Origin of the sequence: Sorangium sp. So ce185 (assembly GCF_051526825.1) — a bacterium.
GTDB classification, from domain to species: domain Bacteria; phylum Myxococcota_A; class Polyangia; order Polyangiales; family Polyangiaceae; genus Sorangium; species Sorangium cellulosum_D.
In genome coordinates, this window is record NZ_CP150316.1 from 1811743 (window position 1) to 1825818 (window position 14076).

General features: G+C 72.1%; 13 protein-coding genes. 4 read left to right on the top strand and 9 right to left on the bottom strand.

The annotated features are described in order from the left end of the window. The first annotated feature begins 114 nt into the window (after positions 1-114). The gene (locus WMF26_RS06615; RefSeq protein ID WP_437999617.1) at positions 115-1107 is read left to right on the top strand and encodes an MbnP family protein; all 993 of its coding nucleotides are present in this window, start codon (positions 115-117) and stop codon (positions 1105-1107) included. Next, the gene (locus tag WMF26_RS06620) at positions 1104-2150 is read left to right on the top strand and encodes a cytochrome-c peroxidase (RefSeq protein ID WP_437999618.1); all 1047 of its coding nucleotides are present in this window, start codon (positions 1104-1106) and stop codon (positions 2148-2150) included. The genes WMF26_RS06615 and WMF26_RS06620 overlap by 4 nt, the downstream gene beginning before the upstream one ends. 46 nt (positions 2151-2196) lie before the next feature. Here the strand turns inward: WMF26_RS06620 and WMF26_RS06625 are convergent, their stop codons facing one another. The 7 genes from WMF26_RS06625 to WMF26_RS06655 form a co-directional block, all read right to left on the bottom strand. After that, complete coding sequence (locus WMF26_RS06625) at positions 2197-2919, bottom strand: glutathione peroxidase (RefSeq protein ID WP_061622110.1); 723 nt, start codon at positions 2917-2919, stop codon at positions 2197-2199. A gap of 337 nt (positions 2920-3256) precedes the next feature. Next, on the bottom strand, positions 3257-4498 hold the full coding sequence (locus tag WMF26_RS06630; RefSeq protein WP_437999619.1) for a methylated-DNA--[protein]-cysteine S-methyltransferase: 1242 nt from the start codon (positions 4496-4498) through the stop codon (positions 3257-3259). Between the two features lie 42 nt (positions 4499-4540). Continuing rightward, the gene (locus tag WMF26_RS06635) at positions 4541-5383 is read right to left on the bottom strand and encodes a helix-turn-helix domain-containing protein (protein WP_437999620.1); all 843 of its coding nucleotides are present in this window, start codon (positions 5381-5383) and stop codon (positions 4541-4543) included. A gap of 145 nt (positions 5384-5528) precedes the next feature. Then, positions 5529-6227 (bottom strand): class I SAM-dependent methyltransferase, encoded by a 699-nt coding sequence (locus WMF26_RS06640; protein WP_437945280.1) that lies wholly within the window; start codon positions 6225-6227, stop codon positions 5529-5531. A gap of 203 nt (positions 6228-6430) precedes the next feature. Continuing rightward, positions 6431-7264: a nucleotide-binding enzyme gene (locus tag WMF26_RS06645; RefSeq protein ID WP_437999621.1), complete on the bottom strand. Its 834-nt coding sequence runs from the start codon at positions 7262-7264 to the stop codon at positions 6431-6433. Continuing rightward, positions 7261-7707 carry a sigma factor-like helix-turn-helix DNA-binding protein gene (locus WMF26_RS06650; RefSeq protein ID WP_437999622.1) on the bottom strand — a complete coding sequence of 149 codons (447 nt, stop codon included), beginning with the start codon at positions 7705-7707 and terminating at the stop codon, positions 7261-7263. Before WMF26_RS06650 ends, WMF26_RS06645 begins: the two co-directional genes overlap by 4 nt. Beyond that, positions 7682-8302, bottom strand: coding sequence for an HD domain-containing protein (locus tag WMF26_RS06655; protein ID WP_437999623.1), 621 nt, complete (start codon positions 8300-8302; stop codon positions 7682-7684). Before WMF26_RS06655 ends, WMF26_RS06650 begins: the two co-directional genes overlap by 26 nt. A 1162-nt stretch (positions 8303-9464) precedes the next feature. Between WMF26_RS06655 and WMF26_RS06660 the strand changes: the two genes are divergently transcribed. Then, a complete protein-coding gene (locus WMF26_RS06660; RefSeq protein ID WP_437999624.1) occupies positions 9465-10088 on the top strand; it encodes an RNA polymerase sigma factor in 624 nt (207 codons plus the stop codon). Between the two features lie 1143 nt (positions 10089-11231). On the opposite strand, the gene WMF26_RS06665 is transcribed toward WMF26_RS06660, so the two are convergent. Then, entirely contained in the window at positions 11232-11639 is a 408-nt protein-coding gene (locus tag WMF26_RS06665; protein ID WP_437999625.1) for a RidA family protein, read from the bottom strand. A gap of 168 nt (positions 11640-11807) precedes the next feature. On the opposite strand from WMF26_RS06665, the gene WMF26_RS06670 reads away from it, so the two are divergent. Next, on the top strand, positions 11808-12719 hold the full coding sequence (locus tag WMF26_RS06670) for a LysR family transcriptional regulator (protein ID WP_020733298.1): 912 nt from the start codon (positions 11808-11810) through the stop codon (positions 12717-12719). Between the two features lie 37 nt (positions 12720-12756). Here the strand turns inward: WMF26_RS06670 and WMF26_RS06675 are convergent, their stop codons facing one another. Further along, positions 12757-13920, bottom strand: coding sequence for a pyridoxal phosphate-dependent aminotransferase (locus WMF26_RS06675; protein WP_437999626.1), 1164 nt, complete (start codon positions 13918-13920; stop codon positions 12757-12759). Positions 13921-14076: the final 156 nt, after the last annotated feature.

Consider the following 14076-nt stretch of genomic DNA (forward strand, 5'->3'; position numbering starts at 1 on the left):
CGCGGAGCAAGAAAACGCCGCGCCAGGGAGAGGACACATCGCGTCCTCTCGCCCATCCCTGAGATGCGTCACCCGTTCCCGTGGGGGGCGTCCTCGCGTACAATCGAGCCCGCCATGAAATCTCCTAGCTTGTTCGGCTTCATCGGGGTGCTCTTGGGCGTGGCAGCCGCTTGCGGCGCGCCCTCGCCTCAGCAGACGGCCTCCGGGACCGGCGGCGCGGGCGGCAGCGAGCCCGACGAGGCCGGAGGAGCAAGCGACACGGGTGGAGCACCCGGCGACGGCGGCGCGGGTGGTGCGGGCGGCGACGGCGGCGCGGGCGGAGAGGCCGAGGCCACGTGGCCGGCCGGCTGCGCACAGCAGCCGGCGCCCATCCGGACCGAGGGCGCCATCGTCGAGCTCGCGTTCGAGCTCGTCCTCGGCGGCGAGCCGTTCGTGTTCGGCGAGCCGAACGCCGCGCCGGACGGCAGCACCGTCACGCCGCTCAACGCCCGCTTCTACGTCTCGCACGCGGCGCTGATCCAGGCGGGCGGCGATCTCGTGCCCGTCGATATCGTCGGCCCGGACGGCGCCCCCGCCCCTCACGGGGTTTACTTCTACAACGCCGAGGACCCGGGCTCGGCCACGCTCCGGCTGCGCGCTCCGGCTGGCAGCTATGAAGGCGTCAGCTTCGTCTGGGGCTTGCACCAGGCCTGCAATGTCTCCCAGCCCGCGCAAAACGTCGCGCCTTTGTCGGACGCCTCCCAGATGACGTGGCCGCACACCGGCTACCTCTGGCTGCGCTACGAGGGCAGGGTGGATCCGCCGGCCGGAGGTGAGCCCGTCGAGCCGGACGACGGGACGGTCCCGCCGGCGGTCCACATGGGCGGCAACCTGGTCATGGATCTCGTCCCCAGGGTCGAGGTACGAGGCGCCGTGTCCGTGCCCGAGAGCGGCTCGACGGGCAAGGTCGTCCGGGTCGCCATGGACGAGGTCTTCGCGGGCGCCACGGCGGACGTCGACCTGACCGGGTACATGGGGCCGCCCGGGCCCGTGGGCGACGAGCTCCTCGCGGGCGAGCGCCTGCGGCGCAGCCTCCCCGACCTGACGGTGTTCGCCTTCGGTCCGTGACGCCGAGCTTGCGCCGCGGAGGCGCCGTCGGCCTGGCGGCGCTGCTCCTCGCGGGCGGATGCGGCGCCGACGGGCCTGTGGGCTCCGGACCTGTGCCGCCGCTCGTCACGGACGCCATCCCCGCCGGGTTTCCGGCGCGCGCCGCGGCGGCCAGGGCGCCGGCCGAAAACGCGCTCACCGAGGCGAGGGCCCAGCTCGGCAAGCGGCTCTTCTTCGACGAGCGCCTCTCTCGCACCGGCGAGGTGGCGTGCGCGAGCTGCCACCGCCAGGAGCACGCCTTCGCCGAGCCGGACCCCGTCTCCCGGGGGGTCGACGGCCACCTGGGGCAGCGCAACGCGCCCGCGCTTGTGAACCTGGCGTGGGGCGAGAGCTTCCTGTGGGACGGCCGCGCGGCCACCCTGGAAGAGCAGGCGGGGATGCCCATCGAGCACCCCGACGAGATGGGTCTATCGCTCGCCGAGGCCGTCGCTCGCGTCGCCGGCGATGACGCCTACGTCGAGGCGTTCGCGAATGCCTATGGCGGGCCGCCCGGCGAGGAGCCCTTGCGCCAGGCCATCGCCAGCTTCGTCCGTTCGATCGTCAGCGCCGACAGCCCTTACGACCGGCACCTGCGCGGGGACGACACGAGCTTCGGAGACGCGGAGCGCCGCGGCGAGGCGCTGTTCCTGAGCGAGCGATCTGGCTGCTTCCATTGCCACCCGGCCGGCAGGCTCACCAACGAGGGCTTCTTCAACAACGGCACCTACCTCGACGGCGGCGACGTCGGGCGGCAAAGGATCACCGGGCGGACGGGAGACCTCGGGAAATTCAAGGTGCCCGGCCTGCGGAACATCGCGGCGAGCGCCCCCTACATGCACGATGGATCGCTGGCGACGCTGGAGGACGTTGTCGACCATTATGATCGCGGCGGCCTGGGCCATGTCTCCACCGATCCGCAGATCGAGGAGCTGGGGCTCTCGCCGGACGAGAAGGCCGATCTGGCGGCGTTCCTGCGGTCGCTGACCGATCCCGCCTTCCTCGACGATCCGCGGTACCGCCCCTGAGCGAGAGGGAGAGACCTGGCCACGAGGAGCCAGGCCTCCGTGTCAATCAGGCCTTCGCGAAGTACGCCTCGAGCTCGTCGGCCCCGCCGATGTACTTCCCGTCGATGAAGACCTGCGGCGTCGACGACTTCCCGCTCACCGCCCGCAGCCGGCGCGGCGAGGCCGCCACCTCCTCGTACGCCAGGCCCCGCTCCTCCAGGAGCCGCTTCGCCTTCGCGCAGTAGCCACACCCCGGCTTCGTGAACATCAGCACGTCGTTCGGCGCCTTCGACGACGGATCCAGGTGCTTCAGCATCGTGTCCGCGTCCGACACCTCGAAGGGATCGCCGTCCTTCTCGGGCTCGATGAACATCTTCTTGATGACGCCATCCTCGACGAGCATCGAGTAGCGCCACGAGCGCTTGCCGAACCCGAGGTTCGCCTTGTCGACGAGCATCCCCATCTTCTCGGTGAACTCCCCGTTCCCGTCGGGCAGGAACAGGACCTTGTCCGCCTCCTGCGCCTTGCACCACTCGTCCATCACGAACGCGTCGTTCACCGAGATGCACGCGATCGTGTCGACCCCGCGCCGCTTGAACTCTGCCGCGAGCTCGTTGTAGCGCGGCACATGGCTGCTCGAGCAGGTGGGCGTGAAGGCGCCCGGCAGCGCGAACACCACCACCTTCTTGCCCGCGAACACGTCCTTCGTGGTCACGTCCTTCCACTGACCGTCGACACGCGTGCGAAACGTGACATCCGGAACGCGCTGCCCTTCGAGGTTCTTCAGCATGACTGTCGTGCTCCTCCAGTGCTCTTCTGGCGCCGTCGGGACGGCGACCCTTGTCCAACGTCGTGCGGCGCTCCACGCGGCGCTCTCGCTCTGTGGCCGGCGAGAACTTAACCCCGCGCATCGACGCCGGCCAGCCGTCGCGCGTGCTCCGGAGGTCGTGCGCGCGGCCGCGCGCCATGCGGCACAGCCCGCTGTGGCGTTTCTGCAGCCGCCGGCGTCAGAGCGTGCCTGACAGGCGACCCCTGCGCAGGCCGCGCTTCAAGGCCAGGGCCGGCCGACAGCCGCGCCGCCTTGGGCGCGGCGCGGGGACAGCCCCGGCCGCCGCGGGAGCGCGAGGTCAGTCTTCCCGCGCCAGCTCCGCCGCGCGCCACAGGTACCAGCTCGCCACCGTGCGGTACGGCTTCCAGCGCGCCCCGCGCCGCTCGAGGTCCTTGCGCCCCGGCAGGTCGCGCTGCTTGAACGCGAACGCGAAACCTTTGCGGATGCCGTAGTCGTCCACGGGCAGCACGTCGGGGCGGCCGAGCCGGAACATGAGGAGCATCTCCGCCGTCCACCGGCCGATGCCGCGCACCTGCGTGAGGCGCTCGATGATCGCCTCGTCGTCCATGCCGTGGACCTCGGCGAGCGTGGGGAGCTCGCCGTCCTTCGTCCTCCGCGCGAGGTCGCGCAGCGCGAGCAGCTTCGCGCGCGAGAGGCCGGCCGCGCGGAGCTCCTCGTCCGAGGCGCGCAGGAGCTGCTCGGGCGTGAAGCCCTCGTGCGCCGGGGGGAAGAGCGCGCGCACGCGCGCGAAGATGGTCGCCGCGGCCTTGCCGGTGAGCTGCTGGTAGACGATCGACTCGGCGAGCGCGAGGAAGAGGCTCGACGTCCGGTCGAGCCGCATGCCGAACGGCCCGACCCGATCGATGAGCCGTCGGAGGGCCGCGTCGGACGCGCGCAGGCGCTCGACGGCGACGGCCGGATCGAAGCCGTACGCGTCGCCGCCGCCGGGCTGAGGCGCGCTGGCCGCCGCGCCGTCGGCCTGAGGGGCGCTGGCCGCCGCGCCGCCGGCCTGAGGCGCGCCGGCCGGCCGGGCGCGCTCGATCTCGAGGAGGCGGAGCTTGGTCGTGACGCCGCCGTCGGCGGAGAAGCCGCCGACCTTGCCGCCGGCCGCGAGCACGCGGTGGCACGGCACGAGGATCGCGAACGGGTTGCGCCCGAGCGCCTGCCCCACGGCGCGCGCCGAGCCGATCGACCCGAGCCGCGCCGCGATGTCGCCGTAGGTCAGCGTGGCGCCCGGCGGGATGGCGCGCGCGACCTCGTAGACGCGGCGGTGGAACGGCGGCACGCGCTCCATGTCGAGCGGGACGCCGGACAGATCGCTCGCCTCGCCGCGGAGGAGCGCGGCGATGCCGTCGATGGCGCGCTGCACGTCGGGTGGGGGCGGCGCCTCGAGCGCGCCCGGCATGCGCTCCAGCAGGCGCGCGCGCGTGCCCTCCTCGCGCCCCTCCGGGAGCTGCAAGAGGGCGACGCCGCGCGCGCCCCACGCGATGCCGCACCGGCCGATCGCCGTATCGAAGAGGAGGAAACCGTGTGCCGTCATGAGGGGGCGGCGCGGGCCGAGCGTCCGCGTCCGGCGGCCATCCTAGGAGCGCCCGGCGAGCCGGTCTTGGAAGATCTTGCGATCCCCGCGCGCCGCCCGGCGGAAGCCGCGGGGGGAGACGCCGGCGGCGCGGTGGAAGGTGCGGACGAAGTTGGAGAGGTCGCCGAACCCGACGTCGAGCGCGATGTCGGTGATCGACCGGGCGCTGTCGGCCAGGAGGCGCGCCGCGCGGCGCAGGCGGGCGCGGACCAGGTACTGGTGCGGGGTCACGCCGACCACCCGCGCGAACAGCCGCAGGAAGTGGAACGGGCTGAGCCCGACCTCGCGCGCGGCGCCCTCGAGATCGACCGGCTCGTGCGCGTGCTCGTCGAGCCAGATCGCCGCCTCCACGGCGCGGCGGCGGTCGCGCGCGAGGGCCTCGGGCGGCCGCTGCTCCCGCCCGGAGGCGACCTCGACGAAGCGGGCGGCGAAGAGCATTCCCGCCTCGTCGACGCCGATGTCGCTCCTGCCGTCGGCGGCCGCCTGGGCGAGCTCGCCGAGCACCATCAGCTCGGGCAGGGGCGGCACGCCGCCGGTCCGGAAGGCCTCGGTGGAGGCGCCGAGCGCGTCGAGCAGCGGCGGCTCGAGGTGGATGGACAGGCACTCGTCGCCGCGGACGTGCTCGTGCGTGCACATGTACTCGTCGCCGGGGTGGCCGATGAGGAGCGACCCGGCGACGAGCTCGAACGACGCCCCCCGGACGCGGTAACCGAAGCTGCCCTTGCGCACGTAGGAGAGCGAGAAGCCGCGGTGTTGCTCGACGAACGGCGCGTCGGCGGGGCCGGCGCTGCACCGGTAGTCGAGCACCGAGATGGCCTCGCGCGCCAGCACCGTCGTGACGAGCATGCCCCGCCGACTGTACCCGCGGCGGAGAGGCGGAGCAACGCGCGCCCCGGGCCGCCTCGCGCGGCCGCGGCGGCGCTTGTCTCGCTCGTCTCGCTCGTCTCGCTCGTCTCGCTCGTCTCGCTCGTCGCGCGCGCCCGTGCGCCGCTCAGGCCTGCGGGGCGTCGGCGCGCTTGTGGCCCCTGACCGTCGCGATCGGCATGATCGCGGTGCCGATCCGGTCGATCTCGGCCACGTCGCAGAACCCGGCGCCGGTGAGCACCGCGGGGAGCCGGTCTGCTAGGTTGTCGTCGAAGCGGCGCGCGAGGGCGTCGTCGTGGCGGTGCGCGATGCGGCCGAACCAGCGGAGCGCCCGCACGGCCGCCCGGCCCGGCGCGTTGCGCGGCGACCCGAAGTCGGCGAGGAGCAGCGCGCCGCCCGGGCGGAGCACGCGGAGGATCTCCTCCGCCGTCCTCCGTTTGTCGTCGGCGGCGAGGTGGTGGAACATGAGGCTCGACACCACGCGATCGAAGGTCCCGTCCGGATACGGCAGCGCCCACGCCATGGCCCGCTCGAAGCGCACGCCCGCGCCGGCGCGCGCGGCCTTGGCGCGGGCGAGGGCGAGGACCTCGGCGTCGCCGTCGACCGCGTGCACCTCCACCCCGGGGCAGCGCTGCTGCGCGAGCACCGCGAGCGTGCCGGTGCCACAGCCCACGTCGAGCACCCGCTGGCCGGGGGCCAGCTCCAGATTCGCGACGAGCTGGCTCCGGAAGGCGTCTTCACGGAAGAGCAGCCGGATCGCCGGGTCGTAGAAGCGCGTCAGGGCGGCGGGGCCGAGGGCGTGGACATATCGAACGTTCGTCTGCATGGCGTCTCCTCGTTGGGGGTCTCGCCGGGGACGACGCACCGGCCGCGAGCTCATTACACCTGCCGGGTCGCGCGTGCGCCCGCGCCGGCCCACGAAGCCCGGCCGGGTAGTGGTCAACTTTGCCCAGAGAGAGTCCACATGAAGGCGGGAAGATCATTAAGGTTTTCTTCCCGCCTTCCCGCCTTCATGTTCAAATTTGACCACTACTCGAAGCCGGGCAGCGGATCGTACGCCTGCTCGGGGTCGTCCTCCTCGCCGGGCTCGGCCCAGACCGGCTCGTCGTCGGCTCCGGTGCCGCCGGTGTCGCCGAGCAACCCATCGAACGGACCCGGGAGCGGCTCGTCCTCGTCCGCCTCGAGCAGCGCGTCCATCCCCTCCACCTCGCCGGTCGCGAGGTAGCGCTCCCACGCCGCGGGGTGATCCCGGGCGCAGAGCGCCGAGAGGGCGGCGATGCCCAGGCGCACGATCGGCTTCCCGTCGGTGCTGCTGCGGGGCCGCGCCCTCAGCTCGCGCGGGGCGTACACCGTGAGCTCGAGGGGCGCCACGTCCGCCACGTGATAGTGCACGTACTCCCGGAGCTCTCCGCCCTTCTGGATCGTCACGCGCTCGCGCTCGAAGGTCCAGCCGAGCGCCCGCGCGTGCCGCTCCAGCGCCTCTTCGTCGGCGGGGAAGACGTGCAGATCGACGTCGCTGCCGCGGCGGATATGGCCGGTGGAGACCGAGCCGATCAGCCGGGGCGAGAACGGCGCGAGCGCGCGCATGGCCTCCAGCGCCACGATGCGCAGCGCGAACAGCCGGCGCGTGCGCTGGCTCCCCTCGGCGCGCTCGGCGAAGAGGAGCAGCGCCTCGCGGATCTCCCCGTTCGAGGGCAGGTCCGCGGGCCGGTACCGCGCCCGCCGCCCCTCGACCTGGCCGAGGATCCGCTTCGCGGCCATGCGCTTGGCGGTGAAGTACTGGTCCACGCCTTCCTCGTACATGAGGCGCGCGGCCTCGGCGGCGATGCGGGTCCGCAGCCCGCCGGATCGCCCGGCGCTCATCGGCTCACCCGCGCCGCGCCGCGCCCTGCCATCGCGCCGCGCCCTGCCGCCGCGCCGCGCCCTGCCGCGGCGCCGCGCCCTGCCGGCGCTGCGGCGAGCGCCGGCCCGAGGGCCTGCCGCAGCCGGAGCATCGCGCCGCCGACCAGCCGGCCGCCCCGCGGCGCCCCGAACAGGCGCTTCTGCACGACCTGCTGCGCCACCCCGAGGCGGCGCGCGATCTCGCCCTGCGACAGCCCGTCGAAGAAATAGGCCTCGACGACCTCGCGCTGCTTCTCCGTCAGCGCGGTCTCGACCGCATCCCGCACCGCGGCGCAGAGCCGGTCTCGCCCCGGCGACCCGGCCTCGTCACCCCAGAGCCGGCGATCGTCGCCCCAGCGATCTACGTCGCCGCAGAGGACCTCCCGGCGCGCCTTGCGCTCACGCGAGCTCCTTTCGCAGATCATGGGCGGGGGCGGGCTCGCCGCCGATCGAGAGCAGGGAGAGGTCCGCGCCGCCGAGCAGGAGCTCCACGGCGGCCTCGGGGCTCAGCACGGTCGCGGCCGGCGAGCGGCCGCCGAGGTCCCACCGCCGGAGCCGCGCGAGGTCGGCGAGGGCCCTCGTGCGCCGGAGGCGCCGCTTCGTCGGGCCGGGCGCGCGCAAGAGGTGCAGGTGGTGCCGCACGAGCCAGACCACCCGCGGGCAGACGAGCTCCGCGAGTACATCGGCCCCGTCCTCGGCGTGATCGGCGGCGGCGAACGCCTTGCCGACGTCGTGGAGCAGGGCCGCGGCCCAGAGCGAGCGATCCGCGGTCTCGCGGCGGGCCAGGTCGAAGACCTGCAGGGAGTGGAAGAGCGCGTCGCCCTCGGGGTGCCAGCGCGGATCCTGCGGCACGCGGTCGAGGGCGAGGAGGAGATCGAGGAGGTCCTGGTGCATCGGGGGAGGGCGGTTGGGCCGCCCGCGGGGCGCGGGCGAGCGGTGCCCTTCACCCTGGGGCGCGGCCACACCCACCGGGAGGCCGCGCTGGCCGGGGCAGGGGAAGAAGAGTAGCGCGTCGCCCAAGGACGAATCTGCGGTGGCGAACCGTCGCGAGCCGTGGGATTCGCCGGCATTTCCGGAGGGCTTGACGACGGATCGCCTCCGTTCGGGGGGCATGGACCCAACCCAGGCCCCACCGCCGGGCCTCGGACTCGACGAGCTCGCGCCTACCGATCCCTCCTCTCGGCCCCCGGGTCGCGTCGCTCGCCGAGACCCTGACCCGCGCCGTCGTGCTCGGCGATGAGCAGACAGCCCGGATCATTCACGAGGCGATCGGGCGGCTGCTCGGGCCGCCGGTGGAACCGGAGGGCCGAGCGGGCTCGCGCCGGTAGGTGTTCGCTACACCGGGACGGCCTTTCTCACTTTCCCGCAACCAAGCCGCCTTGTTGCGGCTCACGAGCGACGGCGTCCCTTCGCTTGACTTCACGTTGGGGCCTCGGCGCCCATGCCTCCCCAATCCCGGCCACCCGCCACCACGACCCGAACTGCCAGGTCGGCCGGACGTGCCCGTTCCGCCGGACGGGGGCAGGTTCCCACCGCCTAATCGCACATCGACCGAGCAAGCCAAATTTTGCTCACACGCAGCAAGCACGATCGCTCCGTGCCCGTTATCGGTAGGTGACTGTCGTAGCCCCCGGTGCGTGAAACGACCCGACGTTCTTTCCGGAGACGTAGACGGTCGCATTACCTGTCGAGCTGTGCGTGATCTGAGCCCGACCATGATCGTCAGTATGGGACTCCTTTGTCATCCCCCCAAATTGGAAGCCGAGCACGACCCGGACCCTTCGACACGGCGAGCCGTCGGGGTGATAAACGTTGATCGTGGATGTGAGCGCCATGCGACCTCCTTCTCAAGAGACATGATGGATATGACGCCAGCGCTTTGATATATGACATGCAGCGCTGAGCAGGCCAGGAGCTCGTACGCCCACGACGGAAGCGATGATGCGGCCAGGAGTTGTCTTATCATCGGTGAACATGAGTAACCTTCGTGGTTGGTCCGGAGCTCCGTGGAGCACCGGGCAAGCGCTCCGAGAGCCCGCACCGACCAGAGCGCCCCGCCTAGTCCCTGCACGACAGCGAACCGACGGGTCTCTTTGTTTCCTAAACAATTCTAACGGGTTGCGTGTCGTGATCGAAATTTTTGTTGCAGTCACCGCACCTGTGTCGCCTATGCGTGTGGAGAATGGCGCGCAGCAGAAAGCTGGGTGATGCAACGTCGGGCAGCGGCCAGCTGGGCCTGGACTCTGCCGAGATCGGGGTGGATCGGCGGGCATTGAACGCGCTCGAGCGACACGACCGGGCGGCGGCTCTAGCAATTTTGATGGAGGCGTACGGCGACGCGCTATACCGGTACTGTTACAACGTGGTCCGCAGCGCGACGATGGCCGACGACGTCCACCAGTCCGTTTTCGTACAGGCCTTCCGGGACATCGAGACATTCTCCGGAACGTCGTTCCGTCCATGGCTCTACACGATCGCTCATCACCGGTGCCTTGACGCCCTCAAGGTGAGTCGGCGCTGGCTCAAGCGATTCATTTTCTGCGATTCCATGCCGGAAGAACCGGATCCAGCGCCGAACAGCGAGGAAAGGCTCGTCCGCAGCTCGCTCGCGTCGGAAATCGACGCTTGCTTAGGAAAACTGAGTCCTCATGTGCGCATCGCGGTCCTCCTGCGCTACCAGGAGGGGTTCACCTACGAGCAGATGGCGCAGGTGTGTCGAGAGCGTCCAGCGACACTCCAGGCCCGCGTGGCGCGAGCCATGCCGGCGCTGCGCCGGTGTCTGGAGGCGAAAGGAGTTCGATTGTGACGGGCTGCGATCGCTTCGGAAGGGACATCGTCCTGCTGCTCGAGCGGGGCGGAGCGCTGGACGAGCACGTCACGTCGTGCGCGCCTTGCCAGGATGCCTACCGGGCATACGTGAACCTTATCGCCGCACTGCCATCCGCACGACAGCCGGTCAAACCGCCCGCCGGCTGGAGGTCGCGTGTCCTGGCCACGGTGTATGGCCACGATTCCCCCAGGGCGAACGAGGCACGAGGACGTGGCAACTGGGGGGTCGTAGGGGTGGCCTCCTTTGGTGTTGCTCTCGCGCTGGCGCTCGTGGTCGTGGGGCGAGGTCTGCTCATCCCGACCCCGGAGCAGGCCGCGGCAGAACCCGTGGTCGAAATCAAACCAGACGAACTGATGGAGCGGGTACATCAGCCGCACGGGAGTGTGGACCAGGGGGCGGCGACGGCGTTCCCCGCAGCTGCGGGCTCGGCGTCCGCGAGCCCGCCTGATGCAGCTGTGCCGGCTACTGAGCCAGAGCGGACGCCTGGGCTACCGCGGACGCCTGAGCCGGCGCGATCGGTTGATGCACCACATTCCAGGCCCGAAGCCCCATGGAACCCGTGTGCGGGTTTCAAGTTCCTGGAACGCCAGCGCTGCGAAGCGTGGCGTGCAACTGGGCGTGCACCTGCAGCCAATGGCCAGCGTCGCAAGCTCGAAACCGCGCCGGATCCGTGCGCGGGCCTCAAAGGGTTTCTACGCGTGAGCTGCCTGAGGAGCTCCGCAGCTCCGCCTGCACCAGGGCGTTCAACGGACAGTCCACGTGCCAATACCGAAGCCGCGCCGGGGCCGTGTGCAAGCATCAAGGGGTCTTTACGTGCGGATTGCCTGAGAAACGCCGAGAGTCCGGTTGCGTCTGGGCCCTCAACAGATGTCCCGCATCCCAGGACCGAAGCTCCGCCAGATCCATGCGCGAGTCTCAAGTTCTTGACCTGGCTCCGATGCAAGCTGGGGGGGAAATAGCGATTCCGATGACCGCGGCCGCTCCGCCGAGGGGGCTCACTCAAGCCAGCGACGACGCTGCGCTCTGCTGTCCGGCCCGGCGTAACTAACGCCGCGCCGCCGAGGTGCGTTGCTGGTTCCGTGAGGGGTTTCCCGTCCGCGCCGCCGCACCGTCCCGCGCTCAGTCGAGGACCGCGGTGACCTCGACTTCGACCAGGTGATCGGGGTCGGAGAGCGCGCTGATGCCCAGCAGCGTGCCCGGCGGGACCGGGACCACGCCCAGCTTCGCGGCCGCCCGAGCGATCCCCGCGAGCAACAAGGGCATCTTGTCGGGAGTCCAGCCGACGGCGTAGATGGTCAGCTTCGCCACGTCGTTGAAGGTGCCGCCGACCGCCGCCAGGGCGGTGGCGACGTTGAGATAGCACTGCTCGACCTGAGCGGCGAAGTCGCCCACGCCGACCGTGCGCCCTTCGGCGTCCCAGGCGACCTGGCCCGCGATGAACACCAGTCTCGACCCGGTGGCGATCGACACCTGTCGGTACGCCTCGATCTTCGGCAACCCGCTGGGGTTCACCAGTGTGATGGCCATGCCGCTTCTCCTCATCGTAGGAGCCCGTGGGCTCGTGTTCTCCAAATCATCCGACCGTCGAGCAGGGCGGCATGCCCCGCCGCGCACAGGCTAGATGCGCCCGCCCCGCCGCGACCGGTAGGCCCGCCGCGCGAAACGGACCGATGAGCGCTGCTATACAATCGAGCCATGAACCGCGCGGCGGACCGCTTCGAAGGGCTGACCGTCTTCCTCACCGTGGCGAGGCACCGGAGCTTCCGCGCCGCCGCCGCGGAGCTCGGCGTGACCACGGGCGCCGTGAGCCAGGCGATCCGCGCGCTCGAACGCCGCGTCGGCCTGCCGCTCTTCTCGCGCACGACGCGCCACGTGGGGCTCACCGAGGCCGGCGAGCGGCTCCACGAGCGCCTCGCGCCCGCGGCCGGTGAGATCGGCGCTGCGCTCGAGGCGCTCGACGAGCTCCGGAGCCGGCCTGCGGGGCTGCTCCGCCTCACAGTCCCTCGGACGGCCGTGCCCGTCGTGGTCGAGCCGGTGCTCCCGCGCTTCCGCCGCGCCTACCCCGACGTGGCCGTCGAGATCTCGGTGAACGACGCCTTCGTCGATCTCGCCGACGCCGGCTTCGACGCCGGCGTGCGGCTCGGCGACGGCCTCGCCCAGGACATGACCGCCGTGCGCCTCACGCGCGATCTCCGCTGGCTCGTGGTCGGCGCGCCGGCGTACTTCGCGGCCCACGGCCGCCCCGAGGAGCCCGAGGATCTGCTCGCGCACACGTGCATCCGGTACCGATTCCAGAGCGCCGCGCTCTATCGCTGGGAGTTCGTGCGCGATCACCGCGAGGTCGCCGTGCACGCTCCCGGCGCGCTCACGGTCAACGACGCCCATCTGGCGGTGTCCCTGGCGCGCGAGGGGCTCGGGCTCGCGTACGTGTTCGATCTCGCCGTCGCGGAGGACCTGGCGAGCGGGGCGCTCGCGACGGCGCTCGAGCGCCGCGCGCCGACGGGGCCCGGGTTCTACCTCTATTTCCCCGCCCGCGCGCAGACGCAGGCGAAGCTGCGAGCGTTCATCGATACGGCGCTCGCCGTGCTCATGCCGGAGGGCGGCTGACGCGGTCGCGAGGCAGGCCGCCGATGTCGCGCGTCGGTCACCGCGCGCGCTGCCAGGCGACGATCCGCGTCACCGCCTCGTCGACCTGCTCGACCGGGGCCGCGAAGGACAGCCGGACGCACCGCGCGCCACCTTCGCCGTCGAAGTCCGTGCCCGGCGTGAGCGCCACGCCCGTGTCGGCGAGCAGCCGCTCGCACCACGCGACCGAGTCGTCCGTGCCGACGTCGGCGTACAGGTAGAAGGCGCCGTCGGGCGGCGCGACCTTCCAGCCGAGCTCGGGTAGCCGTCGCAGCAGCAGGTCGCGCGCCGCCGCGTAGCCCTCCACCAGCCGGTCCGCCTCGGCGTACGCCTCCGGGGTCAGGGCCGCGAGCGCCGCGTGCTGCGCCAGGGCGGGCGGGCACAGCGCGAGGTTCCCCGCCAGCGCGTCGACCGGCGCGACGAGCTTCGGCGGGAGCACGAGCCACCCCAGGCGCCACCCCGTCATGGCCCAGTACTTCGAGAAGCTCGAGACGACGACGGCGCCCGCGTCGCCGTAGCGCGCCGCCGTCGCCTGGCGCCCGGCCCACGCGCCGTACGTGAGGCCGTGATAGATCTCGTCGCTCACCAGCCGGACGCCATGCTCCGCGCACCAGCGCGCGATCGCGTCGAGCTCCGCGGCGTCGATCATCGTGCCCGTCGGGTTCGCCGGGCTCGCCAGGATCAGGCCGTCGAGCTTCCCGCCGTCGTGCGCGGCCGCGAGCTGCGACGTGGTCGGCTGGAAGCGGCTCTCCGGGCCGCACGGCAGCTCGACCGCCTCCACCCCGAGGGAGCGGAGGATGTTCCGGTACGCCGGGTAGCCCGGGCGCGCGAGCGCCACGCGGTCGCCCGGCTCGAACGCCGCGAGGAACGCGAGCAGGAACCCGCCCGACGACCCGGTGGTGAGGGCGACGCGCGACGGGTCGAGGTCCACGCCGTACCAGCGGCCGTAGTGCTCCGCGAGCGCGCGGCGCAGCGCCGGGATGCCGAGCGCCTCGGTGTACCCGAGGTCGCCGTCCGCGAGGAGCGCGGCCGCCCGCGCGCGCACGACGGCGGGCGCCCCGGAGCCCGGCTGGCCCGCGCACAGGCTGATCACCGGCTCGCCCGCCGCGCGCCGCGCGTTGGCGGCGGCGAGCACCTCCATGACCGCGAACGGCGGCACCTGCGAACGGCGGCTGATCCTCATGAGACCTGTCGAGTCGGGATGATGACGTTTACGCCATCACCCCGAGCGGCTCAACGGCCATCTGCAGCGCTGAAGCGATGTCGTCGGCCGAGGAGATTCGGCCCGTGAGGCAGGGCGAGGACGACGCGGATAGGAGCGTCGCGGCGGCGCGTCCGC

Coding starts and splice junctions, on each gene's coding strand:
- WMF26_RS06615 (WP_437999617.1), top strand. CDS start 115: ATGAAATCTCCTAGCTTGTTCGGCTTCATCGGGGTGCTCTTGGGCGTG.
- WMF26_RS06625 (WP_061622110.1), bottom strand. CDS start 2,919: ATGCTGAAGAACCTCGAAGGGCAGCGCGTTCCGGATGTCACGTTTCGC.
- WMF26_RS06630 (WP_437999619.1), bottom strand. CDS start 4,498: ATGACGGCACACGGTTTCCTCCTCTTCGATACGGCGATCGGCCGGTGC.
- WMF26_RS06635 (WP_437999620.1), bottom strand. CDS start 5,383: ATGCTCGTCACGACGGTGCTGGCGCGCGAGGCCATCTCGGTGCTCGAC.
- WMF26_RS06640 (WP_437945280.1), bottom strand. CDS start 6,227: ATGCAGACGAACGTTCGATATGTCCACGCCCTCGGCCCCGCCGCCCTG.
- WMF26_RS06645 (WP_437999621.1), bottom strand. CDS start 7,264: ATGAGCGCCGGGCGATCCGGCGGGCTGCGGACCCGCATCGCCGCCGAG.
- WMF26_RS06650 (WP_437999622.1), bottom strand. CDS start 7,707: ATGATCTGCGAAAGGAGCTCGCGTGAGCGCAAGGCGCGCCGGGAGGTC.
- WMF26_RS06660 (WP_437999624.1), top strand. CDS start 9,465: ATGGCGCGCAGCAGAAAGCTGGGTGATGCAACGTCGGGCAGCGGCCAG.
- WMF26_RS06665 (WP_437999625.1), bottom strand. CDS start 11,639: ATGGCCATCACACTGGTGAACCCCAGCGGGTTGCCGAAGATCGAGGCG.
- WMF26_RS06670 (WP_020733298.1), top strand. CDS start 11,808: ATGAACCGCGCGGCGGACCGCTTCGAAGGGCTGACCGTCTTCCTCACC.
- WMF26_RS06675 (WP_437999626.1), bottom strand. CDS start 13,920: ATGAGGATCAGCCGCCGTTCGCAGGTGCCGCCGTTCGCGGTCATGGAG.